This is a genomic window from Streptomyces sp. NPDC048506 (assembly GCF_040651315.1).
Lineage (GTDB): Bacteria > Actinomycetota > Actinomycetes > Streptomycetales > Streptomycetaceae > Streptomyces.
In genome coordinates, this window is record NZ_JBEZIX010000021.1 from 102495 (window position 1) to 117812 (window position 15318).

Genomic DNA, 15318 nt, shown 5'->3' on the forward strand with positions numbered 1-15318 from the left:
AAGTGTCCCGGAATGCGGCCTTCACTGTGCGGTGGCGCGGTGGCGGTACCCCCGTACGGAGGCTGGGGGTCCCCCCGGACGTGCTCAGGGCGTGCCGGGCGGGACCGCGGGTACGGCGGCGGTGCTGGACGTGCGCGTTTCCCGTCGCCCGGCGGTCCCCTCCCGGACCGGGGGACCCACGAGGGCTCTCCCGGCCCGTGCGGTAGTAGGGAGACTGCCCGAGCGAAAGGTCAAAAAACGCCCGTACGGGCCGGGTGGCCGCGTACGGGCGGTGTGTGTCGGCGCCCGTGCCCGGTCAGGGCGCCGATCAGACTGCGGATCCGGCGTTCCTGCGCAGGCGGAACCAGTAGAACCCGTGGCCCGCCAGGGTCAGCAGGTACGGCAGCTCACCGATGGCCGGGAAGCGGACGCCGCCGATGAGCTCCACGGGGTGGCGGCCGCTGAACGACCGCAGGTCCAACTCCGTCGGCTGGGCGAACCGCGAGAAGTTGTGCACGCACAGCACCAGGTCGTCGTCCGCGCCGTCGGTGCCCGGCGCCTCCCGCAGGAAGGCCAGGACCGCCGGGTTGGTGGACGACAGCTCGGTGTAGCTGCCGAGCCCGAAGGCGGGGTTCTGCTTCCGGATCTCGATCATCCGGCGGGTCCAGTGCAGCAGCGAGGACGGCGAACTCATCGCGGCCTCGACGTTGGTGACCTGGTAGCCGTAGACCGGGTCCATGATGGTCGGCAGGAAGAGCCGGCCCGGATCGCAGGAGGAGAACCCGGCGTTGCGGTCCGGCGTCCACTGCATCGGGGTGCGCACCGCGTCCCGGTCGCCGAGCCAGATGTTGTCGCCCATGCCGATCTCGTCGCCGTAGTAGAGGATCGGCGAGCCGGGCAGCGACAGCAGCAGGGCGGTGAAGAGCTCGATCTGGTTGCGGTCGTTGTCCAGCAGCGGGGCCAGCCGCCGGCGGATGCCGATGTTGGCGCGCATCCGCGGGTCCTTGGCGTACTCCGCGTACATGTAGTCGCGCTCTTCGTCCGTGACCATTTCGAGGGTCAGCTCGTCGTGGTTGCGCAGGAAGACGCCCCACTGGCAGCCGGACGGGATCGCCGGGGTCTTGGCGAGGATCTCCGAGACCGGGTAGCGCGATTCGCGGCGCACCGCCATGAAGATGCGCGGCATCACCGGGAAGTGGAACGCCATGTGGCACTCGTCGCCGCCGACGGCGTAGTCGCCGAAGTAGTCGACGACGTCCTCCGGCCACTGGTTGGCCTCGGCCAGCAGCACGGTGTCGGGGTAGTGCGCGTCGATCTCCGCCCGGACCCGCTTGAGGAACGCGTGCGAGGCGGGCAGGTTCTCGCAGTTGGTGCCCTCCTCGACGTAGAGGTACGGCACCGCGTCCAGCCGGAAGCCGTCGATCCCCAGGTCGAGCCAGAAGCGCAACGCGGAGATCATCTCCTCCTGGACCGCCGGGTTCTCGTAGTTGAGGTCCGGCTGGTGGGAGAAGAAGCGGTGCCAGTAGTACTGCTTGCGGACCGGGTCGAAGGTCCAGTTGGAGGCCTCGGTGTCGACGAAGATGATCCGGGCGTCCGCGTACTGCTTGTCGTCGTCCGCCCAGACGTAGTAGTCGCCGTAGGGCCCTTCGGGGTCGGTGCGCGATTCCTGGAACCACGGATGCTGGTCGCTGGTGTGGTTCATCACCATGTCGATGATGACCCGCATTCCGCGGTGGTGCGCGGCGTCCACGAACTCCACGAAGTCCGCCAGATCGCCGAACTCCGGAAGTACCGCGGTGTAGTCCGCGACGTCGTAACCGCCGTCCCGCAGCGGGGACTTGAAGAACGGCGGGAGCCAGAGGCAGTCCACCCCCAGCCACTGGAGGTAGTCCAGCTTGGCCGTGAGGCCCTTGAGGTCGCCGATGCCGTCGCCGTTGCTGTCCTGGAAGGAGCGCACCAGGACCTCGTAGAAGACGGCTCGTTTGAACCAGTCGGGATCGCGGTCCTTCGCGGGGGTGTCCTCGAATGTGTCGGGGACTGGCTCATTGATGATCAATTGGGTGACCCTCCGATCGGTGAGGACGGTCGCAGCGACAGCACGTGAGCGGGCGCGAGCGAGCGGCCCGGCTCCAGGCGCACATAGTTGTCCCTGCCCCAGTGGTAGGTGTCGCCGGTGAGCTCGTCGCGCACCGGGAAGGACTCGTGCCGGCCGAGGCCGAGTTCCGGCATGTCCAACGACACCGTCGCCTCGTGGGTGTGGTGCGGGTCGAGGTTGACCACCGTGAGCACCGTGTCGGACCGCTCCCCGTGCCCCGTTCGCTTGGAGAAGGCGAGCACGGCGTCGTTGTCGACTGGGTGGAAATGGAGATTGCGCAGCTGCTGAAGGGCAGGGTGGCGGCGGCGGATGCGGTTGAGCGCGCTGATCAACGGGGCGATGGTGCGCCCCTCCTTCGCCGCCGCATCCCAGTCGCGCGGCCTGAGTTGGTACTTCTCCGAGTCGAGGTACTCCTCGCTGCCGCGGCGTACCGGCGTCGACTCGCAGAGCTCGTATCCGGCGTAGACGCCCCAGGTGGGGGCGAGCGTGGCGGCCAGCACGGCACGGATCTCGAAGGCCGGGCGACCGCCCTCCTGGAGGTAGGCGTGCAGGATGTCCGGGGTGTTCACGAAGAAGTTGGGCCGCAGGTAGGCGGCGCTCTCCCCGGACAGCTCGGTGAGGTACTCGGTCAGCTCCCGCTTGGTGTTGCGCCAGGTGAAGTAGGTGTACGACTGGTGGAAGCCGATCTGGGCGAGGGTGTGCAGCATCGCCGGGCGGGTGAACGCCTCGGCGAGGAAGAGCACGTCCGGGTCGGTGCGGTTGATGTCACCGATCACCTTCTCCCAGAACGCCACCGGCTTGGTGTGCGGATTGTCCACCCGGAAGATCCGCACGCCCTTGGCCATCCAGAAGCGCAGCAAGCGCTCGGTCTCGCGCACCAGCCCCCGAAAATCCGCGTCGAAGGCGATCGGGTAGATGTCCTGGTACTTCTTCGGCGGGTTCTCGGCGTAGGCGATCGACCCGTCCGCGCGGTGGTGGAACCACTGCGGGTGCAGGGTCACCCACGGGTGGTCGGGGGAGCACTGGAGCGCGAAGTCCAGGGCCACCTCCATCCGCAGCTCGCGCGCCGTACGGACGAAGTGCTCGAAGTCCTCGAAGGTGCCCAGGTCGGGGTGGAGGGCGTCGTGGCCGCCGGCCGCCGAGCCGATGGCCCACGGGGAGCCGACGTCGTCCGAGCCGGCGGAAAGGCTGTTGTTGGGCCCCTTGCGGAAGGAGGTCCCGATGGGGTGGACGGGCGGCAGGTAGACCACGTCGAAGCCCATGGCGGCGACGGCCGGCAACCGTTCGGCGGCGGTGCGCAGGGTGCCGCTGACCGCGGTGCCCTGCGGGGTGACGACGGCGCCCTCGGACCGCGGGAAGAGCTCGTACCACGAGCCGAACAGGGCCCGACGGCGCTCCACGACCAGCGGCATCGGGCGTGAGACGGTGAGCAGTTCGCGCAGCGGGTGGCGCTCCAGTGCCTCGACGACCTGCGGGGAGAGCGCCGCGGCGAGCCGGGTGGCGGCGGGCAGCGCGGGGTTGCGCAGCGCGTCCACGGCGCCGAGCACCGACTCCCGGCCGTCGCTCTTGGGGACGTCGGTGGCCGCCCGCTCGTGCAGCGCGGCGCCCTCGGCGAGGACCAGCTCGGTGTCGATGCCGGCCGGGATCTTGACCGAGGCGTGTCGGCGCCAGGTGGCCAGCGGGTCTGACCAGGCCTCCACGGTGAACGTCCAGCGGCCCTCGATGTCCGGGGTGACCTCGGTGCTCCACCGGTCGGTGCCGGGCGCCCGCTCCTGCATCGGGGTCCACGGGCCGCAGCGTCCGGCCGGGTTGCGCAGCACCACGTTGGCCGCGACCGCGTCGTGGCCTTCGCGGAAGACGGTGGCCGAGACCTCGAAGGCCTCGCCCACCACGGCCTTCGCCGGGCGGCGGCCGCAATCGATCTGCGGGCGGATGTCCAGAACAGGGATGCGACCGATCATGGGCTCACCTGGGCTTGTCATGCTTTGCGGGGTTTTGTCCTTTGTATCCGCTCCACGGCGGGGGGACCGGGTGCGGGCAGGGGCGCTCGTGTCCGCTTTCACCCGGCTGGCGGACGACACGGCCGGCCGGGGTGTACCCGGTGAGCCTTCCCTCGGACGACGGCGCGGAAATCCGGCCGAATGTGAACTACTGGTACGTAACCTCGGGCCTGCCGTGAGCCGGCGGATGTGTCCCCGCCCATGCGCGGACGGCTGCGGAGCTGCGCTGACACGGTCGGCGTCGCCTCCTCAACTCGGTGTGATCACAGCGGAGTTGCGGTGTGCGGATGTCCGGTGTCGCGCCGGGGCCCGTCGGCGCCACACCGCAGCCTCCCTCCAGGAGGGAGTCCGTACAAGAGCGCATGAGGGGGTGGAATCGGCCATATCGACTAACGCGCCGGTAGCCGGCCGTCCGGGGCTGCGGAATCGGGTGAACCGGCATGAAAACAAAGGGAGTTGGGGGAGTATCGCGGGCGATGGCGTACATATGACCGAGTGGGGCGGGATCGACGGCCAGGGGATGCCGGTGGCCCTTGCCCGCGGGATCCTCACGTGGGGGCGGCGACGCGCACCACGGCTGCCGGGCGCGGCGCCCGCTCACCGACCGGTGAAGGCCACCACCGAGGGGCTCGGCATGGCTGCGCCCGAGCCCACCCCGGCCCGGATCCGTGCGGCGGCCTCCTCGACGCGGGAGCGGCCCTGCCGCGACGCCGATGTCCCGCCGGCGCCGCTGACCGCCGCGCCCTGGCCGAAACTGCCGATCTCCGGGGGCTGCGCGGGCGCGCCCACGCCGCGCCGTGTGGGGCCACGACGGGGTGGGGCGGGCCGGTATCCGTGGGCGGGGGGCGTCCGGCGTCAGCGGTGCCGGCGGTGGGCGATGCGCTTGGTGACCAGCCGGTCGTCGGCGAAGCAGAGCTCGTAGGCGGACTCGCTGTCCGGGCGGACGCTGTAGTACACGCAGGTCCGGCCGGACGGGGGCGGGGGAGTGCCGTCGGGAGGGGCGTCCAGGGCGAAGAACGGCAGGACGGACTCCACGTGGGAGCGCCGGTCGCCGAGGCGGAGGCCGTCGTAGCGCTCCCGGTCCAGGACCGTCCAGGACGGGGTGAGCAGTTGGAAGACGCCCATCAGCGCCATCAGGCCGGCCAGCAGCACCAACGGGACCGCCACGATCTGTCGCAGACGACGCCGCACCTGCCGGCGTGCGTGGGCCAACTCCCGTTCGGCGGCGGTCGGTTCGGGGAGTGCGACGGAGGGTGGCAGGGCGCCGCCGGCGGTCGGCAGCCGGGCCGTGACCGTGAAGCCGCCCTCCGTCGCGGGCCCGGCCGTCAGGGCGCCGCCGGCCAGCCGGACCCGCTCGTCCAGGCCCACCAGCCCGCTGCCGCCGGAGACCGGGGCCGGTGCCGGCCCGGCCGGGGGCGCGCCATGGGCCACGGTGACCCGCAGCCGTTCCCGGTCCCGCTCGATCCGTACCCGTACGGCCGCGCCGGGGGCGTGCTTGGCGGCGTTGGTCAGCGACTCCTGGACGACGCGGTGCAGGGCGTGCCCGGTCATGGCCGGCAGCTCGGCGGTGTCGCTCCCGTCCGGCTGCTCCAGCGCCACCGTCATCCCCGAGGCCCGCGCCCGGTCGACCAGTTCCGCCACGCCCTCGTCGGACGGCACCCGGGGCGCACCCTCGTCACCGGTGCGCAGGACGCCGATGATCTCCCGCAGCCGCTCGGTCGCCGTCCCGGCCGCCGCGCGGAGCTCACCGGCCGCCGCCCGGCGGGCTTCGTCCAGCCCGGGGTCGACCTCCAGCGCCCCGGCCCGCAGCGCGATCAGCGCGAGGTCATGGCCGAGGGAGTCGTGCATGTCGCCGGCGATCCGGGCGCGTTCGCGCAGCCGGGTGCGGTCGGCGACGGCCTGCTGCTCGCGCTCCATCCGCTCGGCGAGCTGCCAGCCGGTGCGGACCAGCTCGTCGTACTGCCGGCGGTACCGGCCCAGCAGCCACGGCAGCACCCCGTTGAGCAGCAGGGTCAGCAGCAGCGAGAACCACGGCCACACCGTGCGGCCGACGACGGCGGTCAGCGGGAGCGCGCCGGCCGCGACGCCGGTGAAGAACCACAGGGCGGGACGGGCCCGGGGCAGCCGGACACCGGCCAGATAGCCGAAGACGGCGAGCGCGGTGCAGTACGCGACGGTGAACAGGTGCAGGGTGATCGCCAGGCTGGGCGCGACCGGCAGGGCCAGCGCCACCAGCGGCCAGCGCCTGCGCACCACCACGGCCGCTGCGAGCAGCGGGAACGCGGCCGCCGTCGCCCACACCGAGGTGTTGGGCGTCGAGGTCAACGCCAGGAGCGGCGGACCGCACAGCAGCAGCCAGAGCCCCAGCCCGGGGAGCCGCGCCCGCCACCACCGCGCGTCCAGGAGCCGCCGGAACGGCGTCACGATGCGGGGACCAGCCCGGCCTCGTACGCGAGGATCGCCGCCTGGACGCGGTTCTTGAAGCCCAGGCGGGTGAGGATCGCGCTGACGTAGGCCTTGACGGTGCCCTCGACCAGGTACAGCCGCTGGGCGATCTCCGCGTTGGACAGCCCGGCGCCGACCAGGCCGAGCACCTCGCGCTCCCGTCCGGTCAGTTCGGCGACCCGGGCCCGGGCGGCCGCGCCCCGGCCCAACTGCCCTTCCCCCAGGTGCGAGATGACCCGCCGGGCGACGGACGGCGAGAGGCAGGCGCCGCCGTCGGCGACCGCCCGCACCCCGGCGATCAGCTCGCGCGGATCACCGGACTTGAGCAGGAAGCCGGCCGCGCCCGAGCCGAGGGCGCCGGCGATGTACTCGTCCTCGGAGAACGTGGTCAGCATGACGACGGCCGTCTCCGGTACCGCCCGGGCGAGTTCGGCGGCGGCACCCAGACCGTCCAGGCGCGGCATGCGGATGTCCAGCAGTGCGACGTCCGGCCGGTGCAGGAGCGCCTGGTCGACCGCCGCGCGGCCGTCGGCGGCCTCCGCGACGACCTCGATGTCGGGCGCGGCCCCGAGGATCGCCCGCACACCGGCGCGCATCATCGTCTCGTCGTCGGCCAACAGGACTCTTGTACGCCTTACCGGCTTGTCGGTTGGCCCGGCCCCGGACTCAGACTGTTTGGTCACGCTGACAGGGTAGGACGCGACAGTTCGGCCGATCGACTGGTCGGCAAGAGCCCCGACCATGCGCCACACGGCAGCACACGGACAGGGCCGTCGGTACTTGCGGTCCTGCGGGAGTCTTACGGGCCGACGGTGTTCCAAAAGGCCGCGAGGCCGCCCGCGTGCTGCGGGCGGCCTTCAGCGTGGGGCCTATTGACCCTTGATCTTGTCCTTCATCTTCTGAACGAGGTCCGCTTTCTGCGTCTGCTGCTTGGCGGTGTTCGCGTCGTCCTTGCGGTCGGCTTCGGTTTCGAACCTGACGTTCTTGGGTCGGCCCTTGGACATGCTTTCTCTCTTTCGACATGTTGGTACCCCCTGTTCCGGCAACTGACTGTCTGCTTGTGGTGCCGGGCGGGGCTGGCCCGTCCCCTTGCCGGGGCACTGCGTGGGCATCCCGGACGGGGACGGAATCCGTGGATTGGCCGGTCGTCGGCTTTCCGTTGATGCGGTCGAGCATCAACACAGGCGGGGCGGCCGGAGGAGGATGGCGGCCCCGCCCTGGTCTACGTGACGGGTGGCGCGCCCCTGGACTCCCGAGCCCGGTCATGGGCGCGCCCTCCGGACACGGAACGTCGCTGCCCGCTGCCCGCTGCCTGCACGGCGTCGATGCACGCGGTGACACCGTGCAGCATCTCCGTCAGCTCCGCCTCGGTCAGGTCATCCATCCACGCCGTACGGGCCTTGAGGGCATCCCGCATGAGATCGAGCTGCCGGTACAGCTCCCGATACCTGACATGCCGGTTCCATGCTTGCTCAGCCCGGTCGCACAGTCGCGACCAGGCGCCTGCGCTCATGACCCTGCCGTCTTCAGAGCGCGGGCCGGCCTCGCGGCCGTGCCGATGTCGACGCGGCCGAGGTGGATCCGGATATGCCCGTCGGCGGTGTCGCTGAACGTCATCTCTGGGAGCGTCATCTTCGCTTCGGCGAGGGCAAGTTGCAGATCACGGTAGGCGTTCGCTGCCGCCTGGCTGGCCGTGCGTGCCCCGGTCGTCATCGTCCCTCCCGCTTCGGGTGCGGGTGGCGCACGATCTCGATGTTGCAGTCGATCGCCTTGCTCATGTCCCCGATGGCGCGCGCTCCGGCGCGCTGTCCTGCGAGGGCAGCGCACACGTCGCACCCGGCAACCGGCTCAGGCTCCGGTACCGGAACCGGGTCCATCAGGTGAACGGTGCGGCAAGTCCGAGGCATCAGCTCACCACCTCCACACCGTGAATCCAGCGCGGCCCGGCATCGACGCCGTACGCTGCGAGCCACAACGCCCGCCGCCGCCCGCGCTGCAACCGTCGTTCCTGCCGTTCCTGCCGCTCCTCGGACGTGAGAACGTACGGGCGGATCAAGGCAACGTCCTCGCCCCGCAGCAGCCCCTGCCGCCGCCCGACGGGGACGCGGGGAAGTGTGAGTGTCGGCGCGTCCTCCCATCTCACGGCGGGCAGTGCGCCTGCGGACCGGTGACGCCCCCGCGCGGGCAGTAACACCCGCAACAGCAGTTCGAAGATCCACGCGCTATGTTTGCGCATGTCGTCAACCTCCCAGGGGTTGGTGGCCACGCCCCCGGACCGGTCGCACGGTCGCGGGGGTCTGATCGGTCCAACTGTCCACGCTGGTAGAGCCGGTGGCTTCCCGCCCACGGGTATCCCCATCATGGGTAGGCTGATGCTCTGGCCAATAGGGCACACTGCCACCAGCAGGCGGGGCACTTCATGACCGGTTACGTACCGCCGACCGCGCTCCCGCGCGGACTCTTGGACCATGTGGAGATGAAAGCCGCGCTCGCGGTCCATGACTTCGGCACGGTGTTCCGTCTCGCGCGCAGTGAGGCAGGGATCAGTTACTCGAAGATCGCGGCCGAGTGCGACATCAAGCCCGAACGTGTCGGGTTACTGGCACGCGGCATAGGCAGCGTGACGACCTTCGAGAAGGTCGCACGGATTGCCGACGCACTGCGCATTCCCGGAGGGCTGCTCGGTCTCGCGCCCCGCGAGTGGGAGGTCCCGGCTTGCCGTGCGCTCCCCACGCCTGCACATGCCATCGCTATGGACAGAGACGGAGACGAAGTGCGGCGTCGGGAGTTCTTCAAGGCATCGGCCGTGACCGGCCTGGCCGTCGGTTTGTCTGACCTCACGCGTCCTCAGATGAGCCGCCGAGTCGTGAGCGATGTCCCTGAGCAACTCCGCGAGCGCACGGCCAGACTGCGGCGCCTTGATGACGTGCTCGGCGGAGGCGACACGTACCGCGTCTACCTCGGCGAGTACCAGGCCACGAAGGCACTGATGCGTGATGCCACATACACCGAGGAGACGGGCCGAGCCCTCCTCTCCGTGCTCGCCGAGCAGGCACAGCAAGCCGGTTGGGCTGCATTCGACGGCGGCAAGCACGCCATTGCGAGCAGCCTGTACGAGGCCAGTCACGAGGCTGCTACGGAAGCAGGAGACAAGGCTCTGGCAGGCAACGCGCTCGCCTTCCTCGCCTACCAGAAGGTCAACGGCGACCGACGGGCCGGAGTCGAGACCGCCGCCCGCTCGTGTGCAACGGCGGGCCCCGACGCGGCCCCAGGTGTCCGAGCCCTCCTGTACGAGCGGCTCGCATGGGCATACGCCGTCGCCGGGCTCGCCGCCGAGACGGAACGCGCGCTCGACTCCGCCACATCTGCACTCGCCGAGACCGACGGCGCTCCACAACCGGACTGGGTGGCGTGGGTCGACCGCAACGAGTTGCAGATCATGAGCGGCCGGTGCTGGACGGCGTTGCGGCGCCCGCTGCGCGCCGTTCCGGTTCTGGAATCAGCGCTCGCCACATACGACGACACCCATGCCCGGGACAAGAGCCTGTACCTGTCGTGGCTGGCCGACTCCTACCTAACAGCCGGGGAGGCCGAGCAAGCCGCGACCGCCACCGGCCGAGCGCTGGACCTCTGCGCCGGGGTGGCTTCGGTACGACCACGGGAACGGCTTGCCCCCGTCCTGCGACGGCTCGGCGAGCACCGGACGGTACCCGCCGTCGCCGAGGTTTTGGAGAAGGCCCGCCCCTGACACTTACTCGCCGGGGGTTGGCCCGACGGTCGTGGCGATCCAACGGAGGTACGCATCCGACCCGGCCACGAGGGGCACGGCCGAGACCTCGGGGTTCTTCCACGGGTGATGTTTCAGGAGGTGTGCCTCCAACGCGGCGTATCCGTCGGCCCGGCTCTTGAGCAGGAGTTGCCACTCCTCGCCCGTCCCGAACTCGCCCTCATGCCAGAAGGCTGAGACCACGGGGCCAACGATCTGGGCACCAGCCGCGAGACGACCTGTCACTACGGAACGGGCCAGCTCTACCGCCTGCTCGCGCGTCTCCGTCGCTGTGGAAACCTGGAGGAAATCAGCCATGCGGCGAGCCTAGCCGTCGGCCGTTGGCGTTCGCTGCGGCTACGGCTCCTTGACGCAGACTGCACAAACACCAAGCCCGACAGGAGGCATGCAAGGCGTTCCTCGCGGCCGGGGAGACACACGAGGGCACTCCATCCGGACCCCCGCTCCATGCCCCGTTGCACGCGAAGGCGGTGCCCGGAGGATCTCCGGACACCGCCCGCTCACCGGGTCGCGTTACCCCGGTACGTTCAGCGCGTACTGCTGCCGTGCGTCACTTGACGTTGACGCCGGTCCAGGCGGACTCGACGCCCTTGACCTCGGCGCTGTCCTTGCCGTAGAGGTCGGTGGCGGCCTTGACGGTCGCCTCGCGCGCGGCCTTGTAGTCGGTGTTCGAGGTCATGTACTCGGTCAGGGCCTTGAACCAGATCTTCTCGGCCTTGTCCCGGCCGATGCCGTCGACCTTGGAGCCGTCGGCGGTCGGGCTGTCGTAGTGGACGCCGTTGATGTCCTTCGCGCCGCTGCCCTCGGACAGCAGGTAGAAGAAGTGGTTGGCGACGCCCGAGGAGTAGTGCGGGTCGAGGTTGCCGGTGTTGGAGTCCCAGCTGTCCTGCGACTGGCCGTCCTTGCTGGGCTTGTCCATGTAGCGCAGCGGCGTGCCGTCACCGTTGATGTCGATCTTCTCGCCGATGAGGTAGTCGCCCGGGTCCTTGTCGTTCTTGGCGTAGAACTCGACCGAGGTGCCGAAGATGTCCGAGGTGCCCTCGTTGAGGCCGCCGGACTCACCGCTGTAGGTGAGGTTGGCGGTGGCGGAGGTGACACCGTGCGACATCTCGTGCGCCGCGACGTCGATGGCGGTGAGCGGCTTCTTGTTGCCCTCGCCGTCGCCGTACGTCATGCAGAAGCAGCTGTCGTCCCAGAACGCGTTGACGTAGCTGTTGCCGTAGTGCACGCGGGACGAGGCGCCCTTGCCGTCGCCCTTGATGCCGCTGCGGCCGTGCACGGTCTTGTAGTAGTCCCAGGTCTCGGCCGCGCCGTAGTGCGCGTCGACGGCCGCGGTCTGCGGGTCGTCGGGCTTGCCGGTGCCCCAGGCGTCGTCGTCGTCCGTGAACGGCTTGCCGTCACCGGACTCGCTGTTCCCGAGGTCGGTGGTCTTGTGGCCACCGCGCCCGTCGTCGGTCAGCGTGAACTTGCCGCCGTCCTTCTTGGTGCCCAGCTCGACGCTGCCGCTGTACTCGCTCTCGCCCTTGCCGGTGTGGATCTCGTCGTACTGGAAGAGCTTCTTGCCGCTGTCGGCGTCGGTGATGACGTGCAGGCGGCTGGGGGTGCCGTCCTTCTGGACGCCCTTGACGACGGTGTCGTAGGCGAGGACGGGGCTGCCCGAGGCGGCCCAGACGACCTTCTTCGGCGCCTGCGCGTCCGCCTTCTTGGCGGCGAGCGACTTGGCCGCGGTGCCCTGCGCCGACTTCGCGGCGGCCTGCGGGGCGATCTTCGCCGTGAGGGAGGCCACCGCGATGGCCTTGTTGGTCGACTTGGTGGTCGACTTGATCGCGCCGCCCTTGGCGGTGTGCACGACCAGGTCGCCGCCGAGCACCGGCAGACCGGCGTAGGTGCGGTCGTAGCGGGTGTGCGTGGTGCCGTCGGCGTCCTTGATGACGTCCTTGACGACCAGCTTCTCCTGCGAGCCGAGGCCGAGCGCCTTGGCGGTCTGGGCCCGGACGGCGCCGGCGTCGCGCAGCAGTTCCGCGCGGTGCGAGGCGCTGAGCTTGAGCGGAGAAGCGTCCTTCACCGGCGTGGGGGCCGGCGAGGCGCCGGCGGTACCGGCGGTGATGCCGGCGGCCAGCAGGGCGGCGGCCGCCAGGGCGCCGCCGGTCACACGGGTCTTACGGGATATGTGGGGGGTCACTCGTGCTCCTTCAACTTTGCCAAGAGGTGGGGGTGCAAAGCGATGCGGGTGTGACTGCGTCCGGAAGACTGCCATTCGAACGCGTGCATGTCAGGAGGGTGTTAACAACTTGGCTGAAATTCGTCCGTAGAGAGGTGATCGCTGTTCGCATAACGGAGGAGGGCGCCGTCCCCGGAGAACCGGGAACGACGCCCAACTGTCTTGATTGACAGGCTAGTTGTGAAGCCGACGGTGACGCCGACCCGCCTATTTCACACCAAGGTGACGGCAGAGTGCGGTCGTCGGGTCAGAACGTCAGCTTCCAGCCGTTGATGTAGCCGCTGTCCTGCGCGAAGACGTCCTGGACCCTCAGCTTCCAGGTGCCGCTCGCCGCCTTGGAGGAGGCGTTGACGGTGTACGTCGTGTTCACATTGGCCGCGGAGTCGTACACATTGGAGTTCTTCAGCCGGTAGGCCGTCCCGTCCGGGGCGATCAGGTCGATGACCAGGTCACCGCGGTAGGTGTGCACGATGTCCACCCCGACCTTCAGCGTGCTCGGCGCGTTGCCGCTCCGGCTGACGGTGATCGGCGAGGTGACCGCGGCGCCCGCGTCCGGGATCGACACGTCGTCCGCGTTCTCGAAGACATTGCTGCCGCCGGCCGGATTGACCGTCCAACTGAAGCTGGCGGTCCCGGTCTTCTTCGCCGTGTCGGTGACCGTCACCGTGACGCTGCTGGTGCCGGTCGCGGTCGGTGTGCCGGAGATCAGGCCGGTGCTCGCGTTGATCGACAGCCCGGCCGGCAGCCCGCTCGCCGCGTACGACAGCGCGCCCGCGGTGCCGCTGGACGCCTTGATCTGGAGGCTGGCGGCCTGGCCCACGGTGCTGGTCTGGTTGCCCGGGTTGGTGACGGTGACCCCGCCGCCGTCCGGGACGCGGGAGCCGACGTTGACCGCCGCCCAGGTGTTGGCGACCGTGTTGTACGACGCGCTGCCCTGGCCGAACAGGTCGGCCGCGGCCTTCAGGGTGGCGTCGCGGGCGCCCGCGTAGTTGGTGTTCGCGCTCATGTACTGGGTGAGCGCCTTGAACCACACCTTCTCGGCGTTGGCCCGGCCGATGCCCGGGACCGGCAGGTTGTCGGACGTCGGGCTGTCGTAGTGGACGCCGTTGATGTCCTTCGGGCCGCTGCCCTCGGACAGCAGGTAGAAGAAGTGGTTGGCGACCCCGGACGAGTAGTGCACGTCCTTGTTGCCGACACCGCTGGACCAGTAGTCCGCGGAGGCGCCGTCCTTGCTGGGCTTGTCCATGTAGCGCAGCGGGGTGCCGTCGCCGTTGATGTCGATCTTCTCGCCGATGAGGTAGTCACCGGGGTCCGAGGGGTTGTTGGCGTAGAACTCCACGGCGGTGCCGAAGATGTCGCTCGTCGCCTCGTTGAGGCCGCCGGACTCCCCGCTGTAGGTGAGGTTGGCGGTGGCCGCGGTGACGCCGTGCGACATCTCGTGGCCGGCCACGTCGATGGCGGTCAGCGGCTTGGCGTTGCCGTCGCCGTCGCCGTACGTCATGCAGAAGCAGCCGTCGTCCCAGAACGCGTTGACGTAGGCGTTGCCGTAGTGGACGCGGGAGTAGGCGCCCACGCCGTCACCGCGGATGCCGCTGCGGCCGTGCACGTTCTTGTAGTAGTCCCAGGTCTCCTGCGCGCCGTAGGCGGCGTCGACGCCCGCGGTCTGCGCGTTCTGCGGCGTACCGTCGCCCCAGGTGTCGTCGGCGTCGGTGAAGAGCGAACCGGTGCCCGACGACCCGTGGTTGAGGTTGTAGGTCTTGTGGTTGCCCCGGGTGGTGTCGGTCATCGAGAAGTTCGGTGCCGACCCGGACGACCCGATGGTGACCTTGCCGCTGTACTCGCTGTTGCCGACGCCGGTCTCGATCCCCTGGTACTGGAAGATCTTGGCGCCGGTCGTGGCGTCCGTGATGACGTGCAGCTGGTTGGGCGTGCCGTCGTCCTGGAGCCCGCCGACCACCGTCTCGTACGCGAGGACCGGCTTGCCGTCGGCGACCCAGACCACCTTGCGCGGCGCCTTGGCGGCCTCGGTCCGCTTCGAGCCGAGCGCCTGCGCCGCCTTGACGGCCTTCGCCTCGGCGCTGGCCGGCTTCACCTTCGCGGTGGTCCCGGCGATCTTGAGCTGGGAGCGTACGGCCTTGGTGACGCCCTTGAGCGCGCCGGACCTGCTCTCGTGCACCACGAGGTCGCCGCCGAGGACGGGCAGCCCGTCGTAGGTGCGCTCGTAGCGGGTGTGGACGGTGCCGTCGACGTCCTTCGAGACGTCCTTGACGACCAGCTTCTCCTTCGCGCCGAGCTTGAGCTGCCGCGCGGTCTCGGCGGTGGTGGCGCTCGCTGCCCGTATCAGCTCCGCACGCTGGGACGGGGACAGCTTGGCCGGCAGTGCGCCGGGAGCGGGTGCGGCGTGCGTGGTGCCCGGTCGCGGGGCGGCCGCCGTGCCGGTGCCGGCCTGTACACCGACGGCCAGCATCGCCGTGACGGCGACCAGTGCACCGGTCGCAACGGCGCGTCTATGGGGGGTGCGTCTCACGCTGACTCCTTCTGCGGTGGCCGCGACGTGACGGTGCGGCCGAGGGGGACCGGGCGGCGAGACGGCCGTCCGGGCAGAGCGAGGCAGAACACTTGAAGCGCGTGGGGGGAGACGTACGTGAGGTACTCGACGTACTTGTGGAACCGGTGATGCGGGTGGAACCGGCTGCCGCAGGGCGTGGTGCCGTGGGGACCGTGCGGCGGTTGCGGGGAAGAGTCCCACCACTACTGGCCAGTTGTCAGGCTCCGTTCAACTAATTGGCCG

Annotated in this window: 12 protein-coding genes; 1 reads left to right on the plus strand and 11 read right to left on the minus strand. The window is 70.1% G+C overall.

Going from position 1 to position 15318, the window contains the following annotated elements; all coding sequences use genetic code 11:
- Positions 1 to 307: 307 nt before the first annotated feature.
- From treS to AB0C96_RS19140, 8 genes are all read right to left on the minus strand, one after another.
- Positions 308 to 2035 carry a maltose alpha-D-glucosyltransferase gene (treS, locus tag AB0C96_RS19105; protein ID WP_362918819.1) on the minus strand — a complete coding sequence of 576 codons (1728 nt, stop codon included), beginning with the start codon at positions 2033 to 2035 and terminating at the stop codon, positions 308 to 310.
- Complete coding sequence (locus tag AB0C96_RS19110) at positions 2032 to 4035, minus strand: alpha-1,4-glucan--maltose-1-phosphate maltosyltransferase (RefSeq protein WP_362918820.1); 2004 nt, start codon at positions 4033 to 4035, stop codon at positions 2032 to 2034. Before AB0C96_RS19110 ends, treS begins: the two co-directional genes overlap by 4 nt.
- 636 nt (positions 4036 to 4671) lie before the next feature.
- On the minus strand, positions 4672 to 4863 hold the full coding sequence (locus AB0C96_RS19115; protein ID WP_362918821.1) for a hypothetical protein: 192 nt from the start codon (positions 4861 to 4863) through the stop codon (positions 4672 to 4674).
- A 66-nt stretch (positions 4864 to 4929) separates the two neighbouring features.
- On the minus strand, positions 4930 to 6498 hold the full coding sequence (locus AB0C96_RS19120; RefSeq protein ID WP_362918822.1) for a histidine kinase: 1569 nt from the start codon (positions 6496 to 6498) through the stop codon (positions 4930 to 4932).
- Complete coding sequence (locus tag AB0C96_RS19125; RefSeq protein WP_362918856.1) at positions 6495 to 7118, minus strand: response regulator transcription factor; 624 nt, start codon at positions 7116 to 7118, stop codon at positions 6495 to 6497. Before AB0C96_RS19125 ends, AB0C96_RS19120 begins: the two co-directional genes overlap by 4 nt.
- A gap of 270 nt (positions 7119 to 7388) precedes the next feature.
- Positions 7389 to 7523 (minus strand): hypothetical protein, encoded by a 135-nt coding sequence (locus AB0C96_RS19130; RefSeq protein WP_362918823.1) that lies wholly within the window; start codon positions 7521 to 7523, stop codon positions 7389 to 7391.
- Between the two features lie 505 nt (positions 7524 to 8028).
- Positions 8029 to 8232, minus strand: a complete 204-nt coding sequence (locus AB0C96_RS19135) for a hypothetical protein (protein ID WP_362918824.1) — start codon at positions 8230 to 8232, stop codon at positions 8029 to 8031.
- Between the two features lie 193 nt (positions 8233 to 8425).
- The gene (locus AB0C96_RS19140; RefSeq protein ID WP_362918825.1) at positions 8426 to 8785 is read right to left on the minus strand and encodes a hypothetical protein; all 360 of its coding nucleotides are present in this window, start codon (positions 8783 to 8785) and stop codon (positions 8426 to 8428) included.
- 210 nt (positions 8786 to 8995) lie between these two features.
- Between AB0C96_RS19140 and AB0C96_RS19145 the strand changes: the two genes are divergently transcribed.
- Positions 8996 to 10267 (plus strand): XRE family transcriptional regulator, encoded by a 1272-nt coding sequence (locus AB0C96_RS19145; protein ID WP_362918826.1) that lies wholly within the window; start codon positions 8996 to 8998, stop codon positions 10265 to 10267.
- A 3-nt stretch (positions 10268 to 10270) separates the two neighbouring features.
- Here AB0C96_RS19145 and cutA read toward each other — a convergent pair whose 3' ends face one another.
- From cutA to AB0C96_RS19160, 3 genes are all read right to left on the minus strand, one after another.
- Positions 10271 to 10603: a divalent-cation tolerance protein CutA gene (gene cutA, locus AB0C96_RS19150; RefSeq protein ID WP_362918827.1), complete on the minus strand. Its 333-nt coding sequence runs from the start codon at positions 10601 to 10603 to the stop codon at positions 10271 to 10273.
- A gap of 253 nt (positions 10604 to 10856) precedes the next feature.
- On the minus strand, positions 10857 to 12488 hold the full coding sequence (locus AB0C96_RS19155) for a M4 family metallopeptidase (protein WP_362918828.1): 1632 nt from the start codon (positions 12486 to 12488) through the stop codon (positions 10857 to 10859).
- 286 nt (positions 12489 to 12774) lie between these two features.
- Entirely contained in the window at positions 12775 to 15054 is a 2280-nt protein-coding gene (locus tag AB0C96_RS19160; RefSeq protein ID WP_362918829.1) for a M4 family metallopeptidase, read from the minus strand.
- Positions 15055 to 15318 lie beyond the last annotated feature (264 nt).

Coding starts and splice junctions, on each gene's coding strand:
- AB0C96_RS19145 (WP_362918826.1), top strand. CDS start 8,996: ATGAAAGCCGCGCTCGCGGTCCATGACTTCGGCACGGTGTTCCGTCTC.
- AB0C96_RS19125 (WP_362918856.1), bottom strand. CDS start 7,118: ATGATGCGCGCCGGTGTGCGGGCGATCCTCGGGGCCGCGCCCGACATC.
- AB0C96_RS19130 (WP_362918823.1), bottom strand. CDS start 7,523: ATGTCCAAGGGCCGACCCAAGAACGTCAGGTTCGAAACCGAAGCCGAC.
- AB0C96_RS19135 (WP_362918824.1), bottom strand. CDS start 8,232: ATGACGACCGGGGCACGCACGGCCAGCCAGGCGGCAGCGAACGCCTAC.
- AB0C96_RS19110 (WP_362918820.1), bottom strand. CDS start 4,035: ATGATCGGTCGCATCCCTGTTCTGGACATCCGCCCGCAGATCGATTGC.
- cutA (WP_362918827.1), bottom strand. CDS start 10,603: ATGGCTGATTTCCTCCAGGTTTCCACAGCGACGGAGACGCGCGAGCAG.